At 41.9% G+C, this 19,977-nt stretch carries 22 protein-coding genes; 4 read left to right on the top strand and 18 right to left on the bottom strand.

Annotated features, from left to right (window positions below; genetic code table 11):
* Positions 1-4 precede the first annotated feature (4 nt).
* The 8 genes from FTX54_RS09770 to FTX54_RS09805 form a co-directional block, all read right to left on the bottom strand.
* Complete coding sequence (locus FTX54_RS09770; protein ID WP_147802410.1) at positions 5-1,210, bottom strand: hypothetical protein; 1,206 nt, start codon at positions 1,208-1,210, stop codon at positions 5-7.
* Positions 1,207-2,679, bottom strand: coding sequence for a UDP-N-acetylmuramoyl-L-alanyl-D-glutamate--2,6-diaminopimelate ligase (locus FTX54_RS09775; protein ID WP_147802411.1), 1,473 nt, complete (start codon positions 2,677-2,679; stop codon positions 1,207-1,209). Before FTX54_RS09775 ends, FTX54_RS09770 begins: the two co-directional genes overlap by 4 nt.
* Positions 2,680-2,861: 182 nt before the next feature.
* Positions 2,862-5,045 carry a penicillin-binding transpeptidase domain-containing protein gene (locus FTX54_RS09780; RefSeq protein ID WP_147802412.1) on the bottom strand — a complete coding sequence of 728 codons (2,184 nt, stop codon included), beginning with the start codon at positions 5,043-5,045 and terminating at the stop codon, positions 2,862-2,864.
* Positions 5,046-5,156: 111 nt separating this feature from the next.
* The gene (gene ftsL / locus FTX54_RS09785; RefSeq protein WP_147802413.1) at positions 5,157-5,522 is read right to left on the bottom strand and encodes a cell division protein FtsL; all 366 of its coding nucleotides are present in this window, start codon (positions 5,520-5,522) and stop codon (positions 5,157-5,159) included.
* Between the two features lie 19 nt (positions 5,523-5,541).
* Positions 5,542-6,468: a 16S rRNA (cytosine(1402)-N(4))-methyltransferase RsmH gene (gene rsmH, locus FTX54_RS09790; RefSeq protein WP_147802414.1), complete on the bottom strand. Its 927-nt coding sequence runs from the start codon at positions 6,466-6,468 to the stop codon at positions 5,542-5,544.
* Positions 6,469-6,487: 19 nt separating this feature from the next.
* Positions 6,488-6,916 carry a division/cell wall cluster transcriptional repressor MraZ gene (gene mraZ / locus FTX54_RS09795; protein ID WP_147802415.1) on the bottom strand — a complete coding sequence of 143 codons (429 nt, stop codon included), beginning with the start codon at positions 6,914-6,916 and terminating at the stop codon, positions 6,488-6,490.
* Positions 6,917-7,484: 568 nt separating this feature from the next.
* Positions 7,485-9,104 (bottom strand): bacillithiol biosynthesis cysteine-adding enzyme BshC, encoded by a 1,620-nt coding sequence (gene bshC, locus FTX54_RS09800; RefSeq protein ID WP_147802416.1) that lies wholly within the window; start codon positions 9,102-9,104, stop codon positions 7,485-7,487.
* Between the two features lie 126 nt (positions 9,105-9,230).
* Positions 9,231-10,100: a 2-dehydropantoate 2-reductase gene (locus FTX54_RS09805; protein WP_187254435.1), complete on the bottom strand. Its 870-nt coding sequence runs from the start codon at positions 10,098-10,100 to the stop codon at positions 9,231-9,233.
* Positions 10,101-10,427: 327 nt separating this feature from the next.
* Between FTX54_RS09805 and FTX54_RS09810 the strand changes: the two genes are divergently transcribed.
* Entirely contained in the window at positions 10,428-10,901 is a 474-nt protein-coding gene (locus FTX54_RS09810) for an N-acetyltransferase (RefSeq protein WP_147802418.1), read from the top strand.
* Positions 10,902-10,944: 43 nt separating this feature from the next.
* Here FTX54_RS09810 and FTX54_RS09815 read toward each other — a convergent pair whose 3' ends face one another.
* The 3 genes from FTX54_RS09815 to FTX54_RS09825 all read right to left on the bottom strand — a co-directional run bounded on the left by FTX54_RS09815 (position 10,945) and on the right by FTX54_RS09825 (position 12,465).
* Positions 10,945-11,685: an enoyl-CoA hydratase/isomerase family protein gene (locus FTX54_RS09815; protein ID WP_147802419.1), complete on the bottom strand. Its 741-nt coding sequence runs from the start codon at positions 11,683-11,685 to the stop codon at positions 10,945-10,947.
* A 73-nt stretch (positions 11,686-11,758) separates the two neighbouring features.
* A complete protein-coding gene (gene rpmF, locus FTX54_RS09820; RefSeq protein WP_147802420.1) occupies positions 11,759-11,932 on the bottom strand; it encodes a 50S ribosomal protein L32 in 174 nt (57 codons plus the stop codon).
* 20 nt (positions 11,933-11,952) lie between these two features.
* Positions 11,953-12,465 carry a YceD family protein gene (locus tag FTX54_RS09825; RefSeq protein ID WP_147802421.1) on the bottom strand — a complete coding sequence of 171 codons (513 nt, stop codon included), beginning with the start codon at positions 12,463-12,465 and terminating at the stop codon, positions 11,953-11,955.
* Positions 12,466-12,647: 182 nt separating this feature from the next.
* Between FTX54_RS09825 and FTX54_RS09830 the strand changes: the two genes are divergently transcribed.
* Positions 12,648-13,838 (top strand): nucleotidyltransferase, encoded by a 1,191-nt coding sequence (locus FTX54_RS09830; protein WP_147802422.1) that lies wholly within the window; start codon positions 12,648-12,650, stop codon positions 13,836-13,838.
* A 127-nt stretch (positions 13,839-13,965) separates the two neighbouring features.
* Here FTX54_RS09830 and FTX54_RS09835 read toward each other — a convergent pair whose 3' ends face one another.
* The 5 genes from FTX54_RS09835 to FTX54_RS09855 form a co-directional block, all read right to left on the bottom strand.
* The gene (locus FTX54_RS09835; protein ID WP_147802423.1) at positions 13,966-15,018 is read right to left on the bottom strand and encodes a SepM family pheromone-processing serine protease; all 1,053 of its coding nucleotides are present in this window, start codon (positions 15,016-15,018) and stop codon (positions 13,966-13,968) included.
* A gap of 73 nt (positions 15,019-15,091) precedes the next feature.
* Positions 15,092-15,577, bottom strand: coding sequence for a pantetheine-phosphate adenylyltransferase (gene coaD, locus FTX54_RS09840; protein WP_147802424.1), 486 nt, complete (start codon positions 15,575-15,577; stop codon positions 15,092-15,094).
* On the bottom strand, positions 15,546-16,133 hold the full coding sequence (gene rsmD, locus FTX54_RS09845) for a 16S rRNA (guanine(966)-N(2))-methyltransferase RsmD (RefSeq protein ID WP_147802508.1): 588 nt from the start codon (positions 16,131-16,133) through the stop codon (positions 15,546-15,548). Before rsmD ends, coaD begins: the two co-directional genes overlap by 32 nt.
* A 167-nt stretch (positions 16,134-16,300) precedes the next feature.
* The gene (locus FTX54_RS09850; RefSeq protein WP_147802425.1) at positions 16,301-16,660 is read right to left on the bottom strand and encodes a DUF2129 domain-containing protein; all 360 of its coding nucleotides are present in this window, start codon (positions 16,658-16,660) and stop codon (positions 16,301-16,303) included.
* Positions 16,599-17,042 carry a YlbF family regulator gene (locus tag FTX54_RS09855; protein WP_147802509.1) on the bottom strand — a complete coding sequence of 148 codons (444 nt, stop codon included), beginning with the start codon at positions 17,040-17,042 and terminating at the stop codon, positions 16,599-16,601. Before FTX54_RS09855 ends, FTX54_RS09850 begins: the two co-directional genes overlap by 62 nt.
* Positions 17,043-17,207: 165 nt before the next feature.
* Between FTX54_RS09855 and FTX54_RS09860 the strand changes: the two genes are divergently transcribed.
* Both FTX54_RS09860 and ytvI read left to right on the top strand, forming a co-directional pair.
* Complete coding sequence (locus FTX54_RS09860) at positions 17,208-17,564, top strand: YugN family protein (RefSeq protein WP_147802426.1); 357 nt, start codon at positions 17,208-17,210, stop codon at positions 17,562-17,564.
* Between the two features lie 116 nt (positions 17,565-17,680).
* The gene (ytvI, locus tag FTX54_RS09865) at positions 17,681-18,736 is read left to right on the top strand and encodes a sporulation integral membrane protein YtvI (protein WP_147802427.1); all 1,056 of its coding nucleotides are present in this window, start codon (positions 17,681-17,683) and stop codon (positions 18,734-18,736) included.
* A 273-nt stretch (positions 18,737-19,009) separates the two neighbouring features.
* On the opposite strand, the gene FTX54_RS09870 is transcribed toward ytvI, so the two are convergent.
* Together FTX54_RS09870 and FTX54_RS09875 are read right to left on the bottom strand one after the other, a co-directional pair.
* Positions 19,010-19,351 carry a cytochrome C oxidase subunit IV family protein gene (locus FTX54_RS09870; RefSeq protein WP_147802428.1) on the bottom strand — a complete coding sequence of 114 codons (342 nt, stop codon included), beginning with the start codon at positions 19,349-19,351 and terminating at the stop codon, positions 19,010-19,012.
* A gap of 4 nt (positions 19,352-19,355) precedes the next feature.
* Entirely contained in the window at positions 19,356-19,976 is a 621-nt protein-coding gene (locus FTX54_RS09875) for a cytochrome (ubi)quinol oxidase subunit III (protein ID WP_147802429.1), read from the bottom strand.
* Position 19,977 lies beyond the last annotated feature (1 nt).

Raw genomic sequence — 19,977 nt, forward strand, 5'->3', positions numbered from 1 at the left:
CTCTCTAATTCCTGTTCAGTTGATGCAGGATTTGATAAATAAGTTCTCTGTTCGCACCTTTATACATAATAACGTTCGGTCCGTTCAGAGCTCCGCGCAGATCATCAATCGCATCAACATGCGTTTTGTAGTACTGCGTATTTAAATTTTTTCTTCCCGCTCTCGATAATGCATCAGACACCCAGAATGCTTTTTCTCCTACAGCAAACACATCTGTTATCGAACTGGTAATATGATCTGCGAATAATTCGTGTACGGATTTGTGAAACCGATCCGCCTGAAAACCCTCATCAATTACGAGTATGCGCCTTTCAAACGGCTGAATGTGGGACAGCCAGCCTAATGAATAGTCAAGATTGGTTTTCTCCATTGCTTCTGCTTCAAATAAAACGAGCCCATCTGCTCTCGTTTTCATCGTCTGAAAGCCAAAAGCTTCCGCTGTAAGCAGTTCCATGGGAGGAACATCCTGGCCGGTAATCACTTTATAAACAGAAGCTGCAGCTTCAAGAAGCGGTCTGTAACTTTCCAGCCAGGAGGGAATGGTGAGGTGCTTCGTTTCCGGATAATTCGGCAGCAGAGATGCATGAAAAGTATTCGAACTGCCTTCCTCTACTTCTGCTTCATCAAAAGCATCGGCGTTGTAATAGCTGACCAGTGCTATATCCGGTTGAAGCAGAGAAGCCATCTCATGCATCCGGCGGCTGCTTTCCACCGCTTCCACAAAGACTAGTTCCGTATCCAGATCTAAAGACAGGATCAATTCTGCAGTATCAACTGCTTTTGTTTCCTGTTCTTTGATCACTTCTGTATTTTTCCCTGAAGTCCACGTTTTCAGAACGCGCAGGATAAAAGATGCTGTATAATCGCCTTCTACAAATACTACTTCTGCACGATGTTCTTTTAAATATTCCGCAGCCAGGTGACGGCAGACTGAGGCAGGGTCTTCCGTAATAAAAAGGGGAAAGTCTTCAGGAACCGTCTGTGGTATCGGTTCGCCTGCACGCCAGAGAGCTCCTGCTGCCCCTCCTTCTATTGCTGCTTCAATAAACTGGTGACCGTCGTACCTTTCTTCTTCTCTAGGAATAAAAAGGGTCCCTGTTTCTACATCATAAATATTGCTTACCACTTTCGGAAAAGAAATTTTCGAGTTTAAACCCTGTACTTTTTTTACAAGAGGAGCCAACTTTTCGGATGATACGAATGCTGTCATTCTACCCACTCCTTTAAAGCTTTCTCTGCTGCTTTTTTGTCATCGAAATAAATTCGGTCCCTGCCTATTTCCTGATAAGTTTCATGGCCCTTTCCTGCGATTAAAACTACATCTCCTGGCTTCGCTTTCCTAACAGCCTCGTTAATAGCTTCTTCTCTGTCAACAATGACATTATAACGTATTCCGCTCATTCCTGATTTCATTTCTTCAATTATTGCTTCAGGTTTTTCTGTGCGGGGGTTATCTGATGTTAAATAAGTAAAGCTGCTGTACTTCTCAGCAATAGCCGCCATCAGAGGACGTTTCTTTCTGTCTCTGTCTCCTCCGCAGCCTATGACTGTAATTATTTTTCCTTCCGCTGCATCCTTAATGGTCTGAAGCACATTTTCCAGACTGTCCGGCGTGTGAGCGTAGTCCACGAGAGCGTGAACCGGCGCCGAAGAAAATACAGGTTCAAACCTGCCTCTGACCCCTTTTAAAAGTGGAATAAGCGGAATAATTTCCTGCCATCTCCAACCATAAGCGTACAATGCTGAAGCAGCTGCAAGAGCATTATAAATAGAAAAACGCCCTGGAAGATTCAGGGTAACGTGATCACGGATTCCAGGAGCACAAAAGTAAAAATTTGACCTACCTCCACTGAGCTCCACCTCTTCGGCACGAACCGCTGCATGTTTAGAAAGTCCATAAGTGATGAGCGGTGCTGCTGAAGCTTCCATCATAATTTCAGAATATGGATCATCAACATTAATAACAGAATAAGGCTGTCGTTCTTTTACAAAACCGCTCCCCAGCTGAGCGAAAAGCAGACTCTTTGCTCTGGCATAATCTTCCATAGTAGCATGATAATCAAGGTGGTCCTGCGAAAGATTCGTATAAACAGCTATATCAAATCGAGTTCCGTGAATTCTTCCATTGGAAAGGGCATGGGAAGAAACTTCCATCGCTGCTGCTTCTGTTTCAGCATCCCGCATATCCCTGAGAATTTTTTGAAGTACAATCGATTCCGGGGTAGTATTATTGGAGGAAATTTCCTTTCCAGCATATTTTGTGTACATAGTACCAATAATTCCGGTCTCAACTTCGAGAAGCTCCAGCATTTGTTCGAGGAAGTGGGTCACGGAGGTTTTACCGTTAGTACCAGTTACCCCGATCATTTTAAGTTCCTGGCTTGGATATTCATAAAAACGAGCTGATATTAACGCCATCGCTCTTCTTACATCCGGGACCTGGATAACAGGTACGGACATTTGAATCGGCCTGTCCGTTACGAGAGCAGCTGCTCCAGCCTCCACAGCTTCCTGTGCGAAATCATGCCCATCAACGGTGAAGCCAGGAACGCAAAAGAACAACGATTTTTTTTCAATTAATCTTGAATCCATTGATATCGTTTCTATTATCGTTTTCTCTTCAAACCCCGAAACCTCACATACAGGAAGCAGAGAAACTATTTCTTTTAATGACATCATAACTTTTATCATCCTTTTATTATTTCAAAATGTCCGTCATCCATTCTACTTATTTACGGTGAGTTTGTCATACTTTTTTTAATGTATGTATTATCAAATTTCGAGCAGCATTCCATAATTGGGAAGCAGATGATTTAAAAGTGCTGCTTAAACATTAGTAAAGCAGCACCTTCTGAATCTTCTTACTCAGGAAGCTGTAAAGTTTCCTCCTGATCTTCCTGCTCTTCCTGACTTTCTTCTTCCGGGTCTCCTAATTCAATCTTGATATTATCTATTTCATCTACAGGAGTTCCAGGTAAAGGCTCCTGAGCTACAGCAAACCCGCTTCCACTATAGTCCACCTCTGCTCCAATAAGCGAAGCCAGCTGCTGAACATTTCGAAGGCTCCAACCATCGATTTCCGGCATGTAAGCCTCTCCGGAAGCCTGAAGAATTATCTTTTCCTCCGGTGCAAGCAGCGTCCCTTCCTCATAGGACTGGGCTCTTATTACTCTGCCTTCTCCGATAATAACAGGTTCCATACCTTCTTCTTCTAATGAGTCTAACACTTTCTCCCTGTTTTCACCCGAAAAGTCCGGAGTTACAAAATCTTCTCCCAGTTCCACGGTTTCCGTACTTTCTTCCTCATGTGGAGCAATATTCAAATACTGCATACTCTGCTCCATAACCTGCCGGAACACCATGGAGACAGGACGGTTGCCATATTCCGTTTCTTCCAGATCCGGACGTTCCACGGCTACATAAACGACCACTTGAGGATCGTCTGCCGGTGCCATACCAATGAAAGAGTAAATATTTTCACCATGGCCGGATATATATCCCCCTCCGTCTTCACGAGGGATTTGAGCTGTCCCCGTTTTTCCAGCAATGTCATACCCTTCTATTCCATAAATACCTCCTGTTCCTTCTTCTTCAGATACTACCGTTTCAAGAATGTCTCTCACTTCTTTGGCAGTTTCAGCCGATATTGGTTCGCCTGTCGATTCCGGCTCGTTTTTAGTGACTACTTCCCCTGTTGTTCCATCAACTATTTCTGATACAACATAAGGTTTCATCATTTTGCCGTCGTTCGCAACTGCAAGTGCAGCATGCACCTGCTGCATCGGAGAAATGGAAGTAGCCTGGCCGAAAGCCGTAGTCGCTGCATCGATAGTATAGGATTCTGCTATCTGACCACCGCTCACTTCATTAGGAAGATCAATGCCTGTCGGTGTTCTGAATCCAAAAGAATCAATATACTCATATAATTTTTCAGGACCAAGAATTTCAATAGCTATTTTCGAAAATGCTACATTGGAAGATCGCTGGACCCCTTCGTTAAAAGTGATTTCTCCCCAGCCTTCCCCGTTATTGTGATCTCGGATTGTTCTGTCGGTAACCTGATACCTGCCCGATTCAAAGGTATCCTCACCGTCATATACTCCTTCTTCAATTGCAGCAGCAAGAGTAAACATTTTCATTGTGGATCCAGGCTCGAACCTGGAGGAGATGTTGTAATTTGTATAGTTTTCCACATTTTCATACTCATTCGGGTTAAAACTCGGGCGATTGGACATAGCGAGAATTTCCCCGGTTTCAGCGTGTGCTGCTATCGCCATCATTTTTTCCGGTTCGTACATTTCATCAACCTGGTCCATTGTTTGTTCCATTGCCATTTGTATGCGTGAATCCAGTGTAAGGACTACGTCATCACCGTGATCGGGACTGCTGATAATTTCCTGTGCCTGGGAAAGCGGCCTGCCTCTTCCATCCTGTTGATATTCAATATAACCAGATTCTCCCTGGAGATAGTTATTCAGGCTGCTTTCCAGCCCCATACGCGCTTCTGACATATCACGTTCAGTATAACCGATAATATGGGAGGCGAAGGTCTGGTTGGGATAATACCTGCGCGGATCCTCTCTGAATGTAATACCCGGAAGTTCCAGGGCTTCGATATTTTCCCGTGTTTCATAACTCAAATTTTTAGCAGTTGCCCCAAGTTCTACCTGCACCGAATCCTTTAAGAACTGGCTCTCATAATAATCTGCACTGCCTCCAAGTACCGACGCAAGAGCATCAGCCGTTTCTTTCGGTTCGCTAACGTGGGATTCGTATCTGTCATCAAGAATGGCAACTATCGAATAGGAAGGAATTTCCTCTGCAAGCGTTTCTCCATTTCTGTCAACTATGTTTCCGCGCTCTCCGTGAATTGGAATTGTCTCCGTCCATCTTGTTTCCAATAACTCTGCAAGATTTACATCCTGCACTTCTTTAGAAGCCTGAATATATATAAAACGCGAAAACATTATCATTATAGCGAATCCAAAAATAATCACCATCGCTACAGCACGCCTTGTAATTTTACGATTCTTTTTTAATTCCACTTTTCCACCTCTTTAATGTCACTCCTGATTCAATGCCTTAGAAGAGAAAAAACCTTTCCGGAAACTTTTAAAAAAGCCTCGGAAAAGTTTTTCCAAAAAATCCACTTCTATTTAGTCGATCTGATGCATAACCTGAACCTGTCCTTCTTTTAAAGACATTCCCAGCTCTGTTTTAGCGATTGTCAAAATACGGTCAGCATCACTAAGTTCGGTAACCTGGAGAGCAAGTGCTTCATTAGCACTTTCCTGTTCACTTATATTGGATTCTATCGTCTGCATATCGTGATTGAGGGAATAGAGCGTCGCGTAGTTACTGACGATTAAAAAACTGAAAGCGAGAATAAGAGGGGCGGCTAAACCATAAATGAGTTTTTCTCCCCGGGTGATCGATCTTTTAATTTTTCCTGGAAGCGGTTGTCTGTTCGGCTTTGTTTCCGGTGCAGCAGAGGTCTGCCTTTGATCTAGCAATGGACTCATGGGAACACCTTCCTCTATTTTAAGTTTTTTCTGCTATTCGTAGTTTGGCTGAATGAGCCCGGTTATTATTAATCAATTCTTCCTCAGATGCAGTAATTGGTTTTCGCGTAATAAGTTTCAATTCTGGTTCCATCCCGTCCGGAATAACCGGCAGACCTTTCGGAAGATCCGGCAGACTGCTTTTCTTTTTGAAGAATCTTTTACAGATTCTGTCTTCGAGAGAATGAAACGTTATAACAGCGATACGTCCTTCAGATGCAAGTAAATCAACCGCCTGTTCCAGCGCTTCTTCAAAAACACCAAGTTCATTATTTACTGCAATACGGAAAGCCTGAAACGTTCTTTTAGCAGGATGTCCGCCTTTACGTCTGGCAGGAGCAGGTATGCCTTCTTTAATTAATTCAACGAGCTCAAACGTCGTTTCCACCGGCTTTATTTCTCTTGCTTTTTCAATTTTCCTGGCAATCTGCTTGGCGAACTTTTCTTCTCCGTAAGTATGTATAATCCAGTGCAGATTCTGAAAGCTCCAGCTGTTAATAATCTGATAAGCTGTAAGCTCCTGTGTCTGATCCATCCGCATGTCCAGCGGAGCATCATAACGGTAGCTGAACCCGCGTTCCGGTATATCGAATTGAGGGGAGGAGACTCCAAGATCAAACATAATTCCGTCTACTTTCGTTACTCCCTGCTTTATAAGTTCATCTTTTAACCCGCTGAAATTGGAGCGGATAAAAATAATATTGTCTGATTTAAAACGTCCCGACGCTGCCTTCAGAGCAGATTCGTCCTGATCAAATGCATAAAGCCTGCCTTTACTTGATAATTCGGCTAACAATCGTTCACTGTGGCCGCCACCGCCGAGGGTACAATCAACATAAAGCCCATCAGGTTTTACATTTAATCCAGAAACTGTCTCTTCTTTTAGTACTGTCTCATGTTCAAACAAAAGCTGCGATCCTCCTTTTTTACTCCATATCGAATAATCCTTCCGCAATTTCTCCAAATGAATCTGCAGAAGCATCCACATAGGATTCCCAAATATGTTTATCCCATATTTCCACTCTTGAAGAAACACCAATAACAACACATTCTTTTTCCAATTGAGCATGTTTTCTCAAAACTGCGGGGATATTAATACGGTTTTGTTTATCTAAATCACATTCAGTCGCACCTGAGAAAAAGAAACGAGTGAAGGCCCGTGCATCTTTTTTTGTAAAAGGAAGCTCCTGTAATTTATTTTCTAATTTTTTCCATTCTTTATGTGGATATACAAACAAACATTGATCAAGACCGCGGGTAATTACGAAAGAGGCTCCTAAATCCTCCCTGAATTTTGCAGGGACGATCATTCTGCCTTTAGTGTCCAAGTGGTGCTCAAATTCACCTATGAACATACACCTGCACCCCTTTCCACCGCTTAACACTAACTTACCACATCTCTCCACTTTCTACCACTCAATTTCTGCACTTTAATAAAATTTTCAGATTTCCTACCCACTCCCTGCTTCGACCTCTCAACACAGCCGGAATTTTTGCTTTTAACAAAGCTGTATTAAAGTCTGGTGTTGATACATGCAGAAAACTCCCTTCAGCTCTGCCATGGAGAAGATTCCCGGGCGGACCTGCGCCCTGCGGTATTTTTTCAATCTTCTTCCACGGGCATATTTCCGCTTCGTTTTGATTTCCCAATCCAGACAGCCGGTCCGTTGGTTGAATGACGAATGTACAAAAGCAGAAAGCAATACCAGCGCAGAAACGTCTGCGGAAAAAAGCGCGAAGACCTGAGTGTCTTTCTCAGATGTATCTGCTCCGGCACTGCTTATTTCTGAATGACAAATATCGTTCATAAAAATCCTCAGACATTGTCAAAATCAGCCGCAAAAAAACTCTGATCACCCGGTAAGGAGAATCAGAGTTTTTTTGAAAATATTCCCTATAAAAAATCCGCTCTATTTCTAAACTTTAAATGAAGTTCACAAAGTGTGATGGCATTCCGTCTTCCTGTTCCCGGACATGAGCAAGCAGGCGGGGAACAAAATCCAAGCCTCCCTGATTTAAAAACGGAAGAATATTTAAACATCTTTCCTGTTTTTGTCCTTCCGGAAATAATTCCGCCTCAATAGCTGACAGTCTGCTTAAGTGCACACCTTCCTGCCGTTCCACGGCTTTTTCTATACCTGCTTCATATTCCTGAATAAGCCTTTTGAAACGTTCTTCGTATCTCGCGTGAATGTGATTTAGAGAGTTTTCATTCCCTAAAGTTTTCGCTACGTCCTGCAGATCATTTACTATCGCTGTTTCTGCCTTTTGAAACAATTGCTTACTATCAGCCGCCTTTGCCTTTTCCACTCTTTTGATCCTTATCTCTTTCGTTCCTGATTCAAGTATATTATCCAGCTGTAATTGATATTGATCTAACGTCTTTTCGGACTTTCTTGAAACGAGTGTAAGAGAATGACGCGGCTTAACTATAGGCATTTGATGACCAAACAGGTGAAAAACGTTTTTCAAAAGTGCCCAGTATTGGAGTTCCCCGGCACCTGCGATAAATGTATGCACTGGCAGAATCAAATCCTGCATTAAAGGCCGAGTAACGACATTATTACTGAGTGGTCCACTCTCAAGGGAAATTTTCCGCTTCAGTTCAGCGGTTGTCCATTTTTCACCTTCGTTTTTTAACCACCATTCTCCATTTTCAGAATGAAGTAAGAGGCGTTCCTGATTTTGATGGAGAAATAAATGAGCATTTTCTTTTTCAACAGCTACCGGCTCACCGAATCCGTCCCTGCGAAACATATCAGCCTGAGAGTGAAAAGCATTTCTGATCTCTTCATTACGATCCACCATCTCTTCGAAATATGGAGCCTCCATTTCCCGGACAACCGGGTCATGGGCGTCCATAACTATAAGACCTGTCCCTTTGAAGAGGCGGTATAAAATTTTTGCACACCAGCTTGTATAAGTCAGCTCTTCTTTTATATCCTCCAGTAAAGCTTCCTTAATAATTTTCGTATCGTTAGTTTCAGACAAATGCTTCAGCCCTGTCAATACTGCTTCCCGTGCTGCTTCTTTATCAATAATACGTTCGCTCGCAGGTTTTTTTATATCATTTCTTTCCCATATCCGTATTTTTTTCACTTCATTATTTTCATGAAAATAAGTATGATTTATTTCATCAATATCATGATCTTCTCCAGCTATCCAGAACACTGGCAGTACAGGCTGATTAAGTTTCTTCTCCAAACGTTCTGCCTCTGTGAGAATAGAAATTATTTTATGTACTGTGTATAAAGGACCAGTCAGGAAGCCTGCCTGCTGTCCTCCCACAACAGCTATAGAATCATTCCGTCGCAGTCGTTCTGCCTGAACAAATGATTTTTCGCAGGGAAAATTTTTATGCTGGAAATCCTGAATGGCATCAGTAATTTTATCGCGCTGGAAATTTAAATCAGCAAGTTCTTCAGCACGTCCTTGTGCATCTTCCCAATCGTAATCGTAATAAGAAGCAATAGCTTTATTTTTCAATAAATATTTTCCGGCAAAAGTGTCCGGTTTAAATAGAGTTTTTTTTGTCAGCTGCATAGAAGGTCAACCTTTCTGTCGAAGTCTCGTTCATTATAGCAGAGACTGTTTAAGACACCAACGATAAGACTTTCTCTGACAAAAATAGACTTCAGTTAACCCTGATAATAATATATTTTCAAAATTCTATTCAGACCGAAAAGAGAGGTCTATTTTTGCATTTACCCGCTTTATAATATCTAAATGAGCAGGAGTATCAACATTTTTTCTGCTTCCTTCTTTGACGATATATCCATTAATTGCGTCTATTTCGAGCGGCCTCTTCTCCAGATAGTCCACAAACATGGAAGACCTGTTATTACGGGTCTGTTCCAACAATTCTTCTACGTACCCCCATGTAGACATAGGTAAATCCAAAACTTCGGCTGCTTCTTTAAACAATCGTCGGGCTTCATAGAAAGCTTCCTTATTAGATAACAAAACAGCGTTTTTATCTTCATATAAAACCGTCAGAGGATTGATCACTGCGTTAACAATTAATTTTCTTTTTAATTCATACTCAATATCGTCTGTCCATTCACATTTAAACGGATTTCCTATACCTTGAAGAATGTGAGTGAGAATATTAGTTTTATTTTTACCGCCAAACAGTGTTTTTCCAATTCCGGTGTGAACTACTTCTATATCGGAAACTCTCATTGCCCCATGAGTAACTACTGCGAAAAGCGGATCTTCCCTGTAGTGGTTGACCAGTTCCAAGTGGCTCATTCCATTTTGAACAAACAGAACCGGCACTCCTTCCGGAAGGCCCTTTTCCAATAACTCGGGAACATCATATTGTTTTACGGCAGCAATAACGGCATCAACAGGCTCCCGACCGGGAAATACGGAAGCTGTTAACGGGAAAGTTTCCCTACCTCTTTTAACTCCGAATTTCTCTAATTGCTGTGCCTGGGATTTTCTTTTCGTCCAAACGTGAACTCTATGCCCTGATTCCTGTAAATATGAAGCGAAAAGCAGTCCTACTGCTCCCCCTCCTGCAATTCCTAACCGCATACGTAACACTCCTAACACTGTAAGTTTGAGCTGCCTTCTGTTTTGAAACAGACTCGAATTTTTTAAAGGCATTTTTATATAGTTCTGTTAGTACTTAAATGAATAGAAGTTTCGTCAATAAAAAATCAGATCTTCTGTTCTGCTCTGATTTTTACCTTTAAACAAACCATACCACCCTTTACCTGAGGTTTAAAGTTACTTTTATTACTTCCTCAATGCATATCCTTTCATCCTTGATGCATTTAATATATAATAACAGGGAACGCTTACATAATAATTAAATATTGGATAAAAATTTTACTGCCAACTAAGATGGAGGGACAATTTATGGACAAACACGAAGTAGTACGCTTACGAATCAATTTTAAAACACTGGAAGATTTCGAAAACTTTAAAGAATATGGCGTGCAGGAACTTTCCATGAAGGAAGATTTACAGGATAATATCGTTGAAAATGACAGCGAATCTCCTTTTTACGGAATTTATTTCGGAGACAAGTTAGTCGGCCGCATGAGTCTTTATCGTATCGAGGCAAAATTCGACCGTTACTTTGATCCTCCGCAGGATTATCTTGAATTATGGAAAATGGAAGTTCTCCCCGGGTTCCAAAATAAAGGAATAGGAAAAGCTCTTGTTGACTTTTCCAAAACTCAAGGACTCCCTGTAAAAACGAATGCCCGCCAGCGGTCAGATGAATTTTGGAAAAAACAGGGTTTTGAACCTTTAACTTATGATGAAAACCGCGACCGTGGAGAAAACCCGTATGTATGGTTTCCGCGCGGAGTAGGAGAACAGAAGTAATTAAAAAGACAGAGGGCTGCAGCTGAATACGCGCAGTCCTTTTTTAATAGGAACTGCGCTTGTTTATAAAGTTATCCACCGCTATGTGATGTTCCTCGGATTCCCAGCAGGCTGCACAATATCGTGCTTCCCGCTCCATCTCTTCCGCCAAATTCGGACTTTGCAGATGCTGTTTATATATATAAAGAACAGAATTCGGTGTTTTCCAGTTTAACTGGTCAATTACACCTGTTATATTTTCTGCCCTGCCGTTAGCAAATCCAATTCTTAGTAATTCTTCGGTATTTATCTTTTGTGCCGATCCGAGCAGCCGCATCGTTTCTGCTTTACCTATTTTTTCTGAAGTAAGAGCAGCCCCGCCCCATCCCGTTGTTAATGCCAGTTTACCTTGAATGAAACCAAGTGAGGTTCTGGGCGATACATAAATGAGATCTCCCACAGAAGCGAGTTCCGCTCCTCCTCCTACTGCGGCGCCGTCAACAAAGGTAATGACAGGACAAGGCAGAGCTTTAATCCTTTGCAATGTCCGGTTCATAGGAAGAAGCATTGTCTCAGCTTCCTTTGCTGTCTGAAGCTTATGAAAAGCTGTAACATCTCCGCCGCTGCAAAAAACTCCATCCTGTCCTGTAATAATTAAAAAGCGAAGGTCTTTCATCTTCTCAAGTTCATCCAAATAATTGTTTAGTAAATTAATCACATCAAAATCGACAGCGTTTTTGGCTTCAGGTCTGTTAAGTTTCAGAATCACTATTCCATTCCCAGCATTCTCTTGAAGTACTTTCATACTAACTCTCCTTTGTAATCGTTTTCATTATGTATTAAAAAAAGCAGGAAGGATACTCCTCCCTGCTCTAATCTTATTTGCTTGAAACGTTACGTCCTTTGTAAGATCCGCATGATTTACATACGCGGTGAGAGAGTTTCATCTCTCCACAATCAGGACATTCAACCATTCCAGGTACGCGTAGCTTCATGTGAGTACGACGCTTATTCTTTCGTGTTTTACTAGTCTTTCGAAAAGGTACTGCCATCAGTCCCACCTCCTTGAAGATCATTCATCATTGTTCTTAAAATACTTTTCCAGTTTAGCAAGCCTTGGATCCACTTTCTGCTGCTTTTCTTCTTCAGCACGCAGTTCCCAGCCATCTCCCTTTTTAGGAGCTGGACCTTCCGGCTTATCACTGAAAACACGAAGCGGTTTCTCCAACAGAATCCGCTCCCGCACGCAAGGCATTAAATCAACCGTGTTATTTGTTAATTCGTGAACGTCGTCATCCTTATCGAAGGTGGCCCACTCCGACAGCTGAAAGGATTCAACCGCGTCAATGGAGAAAGGATATTCCACATCATTCAGAGTGCGTGCACAAGGCAGGGTCATCGTTCCGCTGATTGTAAGCGTGAAAGATGCCAGTTCTCTTGAAATAGATCCTGTCCCTTGAATCCGAACATCGCTTATTTCACGAATTTCACGGTCTGTTGCTTTTAAATCCTGTACATCGACCGATTCATTCAGATGCAGCCCTTCATCTTTTAATGATTGAAGCTGCTGTATCGACCATTTCATTTATATTCACCTCAAGACAACAAATGTAATTATATCGCTGCAAAAATCAATTGTCAAGGTAGTTTCTTTACATTCCTTCTGCCCGCTTATTGTCTGCTTTCATTATATAAACATACCTCTGCATTTGATGCAAGTATCCTGTGCTATACTATATTTGACAATTAGGAAAGCAGGTGACAGCTATGCGCAATTTAGGACTGGTAGTGGAATACAATCCTTTTCATCACGGACATTCCGTTCACTTGAAAGCTTCTAAACAAAAAATCAGACCGGACGTTACTATTGCTGTGATGAGCGGTTCTTTTCTTCAGAGAGGTGAACCAGCTTTAACTGATAAATGGACGAGGGCGGAAATGGCATTAGCACAGGGAATCGATCTCGTTGTTGAACTTCCCTACTCTTACGCCGTGCAAAAGGCTGAAATTTTTGCCGAAGGTGCGGTCGCCCTGCTTTCAAAACTGGGAGTGACTGATGTATGTTTTGGCAGTGAAAGCGGGGAAATCTCCCCTTTCCACAGCACGCTGCAGTGGATGAAAAAACATGAATTTCATATGAGTAAAGCCATCTCATCTCATCTTAAAGAAGGAAAAAGTTATCCGCGCAGTTTTTCAGATGCTGCTTCGGAAATAGAAGACACGCCTCCGGAAATAGATTTGTCCCGGCCAAATAACATTCTCGGGTATCACTACGTAAAAGCCGCTGAACAATATGCTATAACCAGTCACACCATTATGAGAGAAGGAGCAGGATATCACGACAAGGAACCGGCCAGTTCATCAATAGCAAGCGCCACTGCTTTGAGAATGAAGCTTCAGGAAGGAGCTCCTATTTCCAGCCTGTCAGCCTTTACTCCAGCTGCTACCGTTCAGTTATTAACTGAATATAAACAGCGGTTCGGTCTGCTTCACAGCTGGAATGATTACTATCCTTTTTTTCAATATAAATTGTTCACTTCAAGCGCCTCCTCCTTAAAGGAAATCTATGAATGCGAAGAGGGACTCGAAAATCGTCTGCTTCGTTTCCGAACCGCTGGATCCTTTGACGAGTTTCTTGAGAAAATGAAAACAAAGCGCTACACCCGGACGAGGCTGCAGCGGCTGATGACGCACGTTCTCACTGGAGCATCCAAAGAAGAAATGATAAATTTAGCAGCCTCCCCTCCAGAATCGATTCGTGTATTGGGAATGAACAGAAGAGGCCGTTCCTATTTAAATAAAATTAAAAAGGATCTGGACATTCCCCTTGTAACCAGAGGTGCAGAGCAGACTACCAGAAGTGACAACCTTTCGGTCAAAGCTGCAGATATCCATTCGCTGCCTCTTCCCTCAAATAAAAGAATATATGAATATCAGCAGAAAATAAAATTGGAATAATCTTATAAATGCCTTCACGACGCTTGTCATGAAGGCATTTATACAGAAATATTTAAAAATCCACCTTGTTATTTCCACCCGAGCGGGATTTTATTTCTGCCTGACGTGCGCTGGTTCCTTTAATGATTTATGGTTCGATCGACAATAAATAATCAAGTGCTTCATCAAAAGATCCTACCGGTACGATTTCCATCTCCGTATCAATTGAGTCAGCCGTGCTCATAGCAATTTCGTAGTTAGTATCCTGCGTTCCTTCTTCCACAGGGACGAAAAAAACGTCTGCGCCTTCTTCATCCGAAGCATAAACTTTCTGTTTCACTCCGCCAATACGTCCTACATTTCCATCTTCATCAATTGAACCAGTCCCCGCAATGTGCAGCCCTTTTGTAATATCTTCTTCCGTTAATTGATTATAAATTTCCAGGGAGAACATGAGGCCGGCAGAGGGGCCTCCTATCTGATTTGTATCGATTGTCACTTCAGGGTCATGCTGCAGTTCGCGGTCAGTCACGGGATTGGAAATCCCCAGACCTCCACTCCCGGAATCTGCTCCGTACTCTTCAGGGAATTCCTGAATTTCTATCGAAGTTTCCATGCTTTCTTCTTCTCTTTCAAAACCTACTTCAACCTGATCATTTATTTCAGCATCAGATAAAATATCCAGCATGTCATTAACTTCCGTTACCTCTTCACCATTTATGGAAGTAATCAGGTCCCCTGCCTGCAGCTTATCTGCGGCATCCATTTCCGAAATTATACCCGTCACAAGCACACCGTATTCTTCGAACTCCGCTTCTTTTCCTGCAGCATTATAAGCGACAAGAATGGCCTGGTCCTGAGATGAACTCATGAGCATCATCTGTCTGTGGTGGTACATTTCATCTGATTCTCCCGGCGGTCTTATTTCATCTTCATGCATTAATTCCCTGCGTTCACTCAAAAGAGACCAGATGTAATTAACGGTATTTGCTTTTCCCATTTGGATCGTTGTTAACGCAAAGCTTCCTTCGTATTCAAATCCATCCTCTACATCTATTACTTCCGTCAGTTCCTGCGCATCACCGGGCACAGAAAAATAATAAGGAAGCTGAATAAAATTCAACGCAAATAGGACAGCTGCCAGAACCACCCATTTGATCCAGGGCTGTCTCCATCCCCGACGATTATCCGACCTATCCATTCCTAACACCTCTAATTTCATTCCGTTTCCTACTAAGATACAATATTTAATTACCGTTGGCGACAAATGTGCCTCATCCGCCGTGATGGAATTTATTTCTTAGAGCATCTTTGACTTCTTCATGTACCAAACCTTCCGGAAGAGAATCGTATCTGGAAACTTCTTTAACTAAAGTAGAACTTATAGAAGCATAGTGTGGATCTGTATGAAGAAAAACTGTCTCAATCTCATTATTCATTTTTCTGTTCATAACTGCCATCGGCGCTTCATAGTCGTAATCCGTTACAGAACGAAGTCCTTTTAGAAGTACGTCAGCTCCCTGTTCCTCAGCGAAATCTATGAGCAGTCCGTCAAATGCTTCTATTTCAACACGCTCAAGGTGCGATGTAGCAATTTTTATCAGCTTAACTTTCTCTTCCAACGTAAAAAGTGGACTTTTTTTGCTGTTATGTAAAACGGCTACAATCACTTTATCGAACATTCTTGTGCCCCGTTCGATGATATTGACATGTCCGTTCGTAACAGGATCAAAACTCCCCGGTACCATCGCTGTAGTCATTTTTTTCCCTCCTTTTATATATACTTATAACAGTTATACCGTAGAATTCCCTTCTAATAAGCTTGAAGCTTTCGAAATCATCGTCAGGCATTACTTTTTTTATATGTTCTACAATAATCAGACCATCTTCCTGCAGAAGTCCGGCTTCATCAATGTAGATAAGATCTTTTTGTATCTGCTGATTTTCGTAAGGAGGGTCAAGAAAAATGATATTAAACTTATCCCCTTTTCTTGCTACAGCTTTTAACGCTTTCGATGCATCGTTTCTATAAACCGCCGAACGATCACCGGCTCCTGCAGCCTGTATGTTTTGTTTGATCGTTTTAACTGCTTTGTAGTCTTTATCAACGAATATTACGTGATCCAGGCCGCGGGACAACGCCTCAAGTCCAACAACCCCGCTTCCGCCATAAAGGTCAAGCATTGTTCCCCCTTCAAAATAGGGCCCGATAATCTGATAAACTGATTCTCTCACTTTATCTGTCGTAGGCCTTGTGGTCATTCCTGGAACAGCTTTAATGGTTAAGCCTTTATTTTCACCACTGATTATTCTCACATTGATCACCTTTTGCCTGCTGAAATTTTCCCGCTGATAAAGTTCGCGGCCGCCATCATAATGAAATCCTGCCGCCTCACCCGGAGCGATGCCCATGAAATGCACTTAACAAGCCTGCAGTTTAAAAGACGCCCTATAAGTGTTTCCTTACAGGACGCCAATATTATTTATAAACCCATTTTATAATCATCGTGCTTTTCTTTATTGGTATCTACTCCTACTCCCTGATACTCTGTTTTGATCCACGGACGCATAGACATTAATACCTGCTTGACAAAAGGCATTCTCTCCAGCTTCTCAACCGTTTCATCTGCGTCTTCCAGATCACAGTATAAAATCACATACTTCATTTTTTTGGATGCATAATGCACATGCCCAAAACGCTTAAGCTGCTTCACCTGCTTCAGCGACTGTATATAGACGGCAAGCCCGACCCTTTCTGTAACCAATTCTTTCACCTCCACCTCATCCGCATCCACAGCTGCCTCCGGAACCACAGCCGCCGCTGCATGAAGACTGCTGAGCATCGAAAAATGGGTTTCCTGTTGGAACTTTTATGTTAGGTGACACTTGATTAGCCAAAAGCAAGCTTATTTCACTTAACAGCTCATGCAATTCTTTTTCTGTCTGTTTAAACTCTGCCAGCAGTGGATCTGTATCCAGTTGTCTTTTGTATTCACGTACTTCAGCAGTAATTGAGCGAAAATCGGGATGATACTTGCCAAAGCGCTGTACTTCTTCATATTTTTCTTTTAATTCCTGAAAATAGAGAAGTTTCTGCTGGCATTCCCGATCATCCTGCACACGTCTCTTAACGTGAATATATGATTGAAACACTTGTGAACTGGTAATAAGGTCACTCAAGTCCTGAGCTTCATGGACGAGAGATAAATCGGTCATTGTCATCATATGAAACTCACCTCCTCCTTCAGTATAGCACGGAACCTTCCGTTCAAGAAAGCCAGGGCAGGATTTGAACATATTTGAAAAAAAAACCTCTTCTCGTTGCAACTGCATCGATTTCATAATATCATAGAAGAGGATTGTAAACATTGTTGTAATAGGAGGTTAGACATGAAATTCGAACATGTTGAATTGCAAGGAAAAATTATGAATTTTGCAGACTTGGATGAAATAATGGCAGATGCAGGTTTTGACGCCCAGTGGGATTACGAAAGAATTACTTATGATTACAAAATTATTGATTTAGTTCGTGACGATACGTACTATTTCCGTGTTCCTGCATTAGTTCAGCAGGGGGAAATACCTAAAGATAACGCAAAAGTGCAGCTTATGCACCCTTATCTTGGAAAGCATTATTACCCTCATGGGATTGAGTACGATGAAGTATTTCCTGAGAATATTATCGACAAGTGCAATAAGAAACTTGCGCTGATCGTCGAAAAAGTGAAAGCAGAGTCCGTTAACTAACCCCAGTTTATGGCTTTCGATCTTTCCGGAGCTGCCTCTGTTAAGATCGGAAGTTTTTTTACATCTATATTACATAAGCCGGTATACTTTCAATCTACGGAGAAAGGGGTCTGGCATTGTCACCACTATTAAAGCGTTATTTGTACATAGGAGCAGCCATTATAATTGCCGTACTGCTCCTGTATTTTGTTCTGCCGGTATCACTTCCAATAATTTTAGCTTTCATCACCGCCCTTTTTCTTTCACCGGCTGTTAAAAGATTAACAGGGAAATTAAAAATCTCCCGCAATATAGCTGTATTTATTGTTTTTATACTGTTTGTAGCAGTCTTATCACTGGTCGTCTACTTTATACTTACAAGAGCCCTCACCCAGCTTAATTTATTCCTTAGTAATCTTCCGATGATTATTAATGAAATAAACATTGCCTGGATGTCAATTCTGGAGAACCTGCGCGGTCAGCTGGATCATCTTTCAGAAGATATTGTTGATACAATAGATGCAGAAGTAACAAGAATGCTCTTAGATTTACGGGAAACACTTCAGGGGATGAATGTCATCGGCTGGGTGACAGGATTCATTATCAGTATTCCTTCTTATATCGTTTCCCTGCTCGTTTACTTAATCGCCTTATATATGTTTCTCGTAGACCTTCCGAGATTAAAAAAGAAGTTTTTCCAGTACTTAAAACCTGAAACAGCCGAAAAAGTTCAGTTTATGTCTTCACGCTTATCCTATGTTATTTTCGGTTTTTTCAAAGCCCAGTTTTTAGTCAGTATAATCATATTCATTGTAACTTTTATTGGTCTGCTGATCATTGCGCCTGAAGTTGCCCTGCTGATGTCTATCATTATATGGCTTATCGATTTCATTCCTATAATCGGTTCCATTGTAGTTCTTGCTCCATGGGCAGTCTACCAGCTTATATCGGGCAACACTCCTGCAGCACTGCAGCTGTTTGTACTGGCTCTTATTCTTCTGACAATTAGAAGAACGGTGGAACCAAAAGTTATGGGCCACCATATCGGCCTTTCTCCTCTCGCCACCCTTATTTCTCTTTATGTAGGATTAATGCTGCTCGGAGCTATCGGCTTTATACTCGGCCCGCTGCTCGTCATTTTATTCACAAGTGCACGGGAAGCAGGCATTATTAAAATGAATTTTAAGATTTAATTCAATAACGATTTTTCATCCCTTAAAAATATATTACCATTTAAAAGCATCATGACGAATTGAATTTTCGTCGTGATGCTTTCTTTATTCGCCTGGAATACCTCGAACATTTACTAAGCCTTTATTAATGTTTTCATTCAGTAAAGCTGCCATCCGGTCTGAGATATTTTCTGAAAGCGCGATTTTTAACTGCCGCACTAGCAGATCCTAAAAAAGGCACCCGCCAATATGACGGGTGCCTTTTCAGCTGGCGGTATTTGTGCCAGCCGTTTTTTAATATTTGTCAATTCCAATCAGCACTGCAAGAGCTGCGACTGTCATTGCTGCAACGAAAAGTCCGGCCCAGATCATTACATTGATCCAGCGGGAGCCTTCATTCATGTGCATGAAGTTATAAAGCTGCATTACTACCTGTATACCCGCAAGAAGCAGAACAAATGGAATAGCGAATCCAGTTGGAACAATATCACTTGCAACAGTTAGAAAAGCTGTAGTTGTAATGAAAATCATAAACATAAAAGAAACAAGCTGTGATCGTGATTCTCTTTTTAATTTACGTTCTTCCTCTTTAGAGGGACCGCCCTCCAGAGGAGCACTGGGATCTACGTGTGACATTTAATCAACCTCCTACTCCGAGTAGATAAACAACTGTAAAGATGAAAACCCATACTACATCGATAAAGTGCCAGTAAAGCACTGCTGTATAAAATTTCGGGGCGTTTGAAAGTGTTATCCCGCCTTTGCGGTAACGGATAAGAAGGGTTGTAATCCAACCTACACCAAATGCCACGTGAGCACCGTGAGTTCCAACAAGTGTATAGAAAGAGGATGCAAAGGCACTTACTGTAAAGCCCAATCCATAATTGTAGTAAACAACGAATTCGTAAATTTCAAAACCGAGGAACGCGGCTCCTAATATAACGGTTCCTGCCATCCACAGAATAAGTTTTTTGTGGTTACCTCTCTTCATGTTAATTACGGCAAACACACTTGTAAGACTGCTCGTTAAAAGAATCATCGTCATGATGAATACAAGATCGAGGTGAAAGAGATCCTGAGCGGTCGGCCCTCCCTCGGTACTGCTCCGCAGCCCGAGGAATGTTCCGAACAATGTACCAAAAAGTACTGTTTCGCCGCCTAGAAAGAACCAGAATCCTAAATATTTGTTGCGACCTTCCAATGTAGCTTTCTGTGGATCGGGTGGAAGGGATTGACGTTCTATTGCGTGATCAGCTGCCATA

Origin of the sequence: Alkalicoccus halolimnae (assembly GCF_008014775.2) — a bacterium.
In the GTDB taxonomy this organism is placed as follows: Bacteria; Bacillota; Bacilli; order Bacillales; family Salisediminibacteriaceae; genus Alkalicoccus; species Alkalicoccus halolimnae.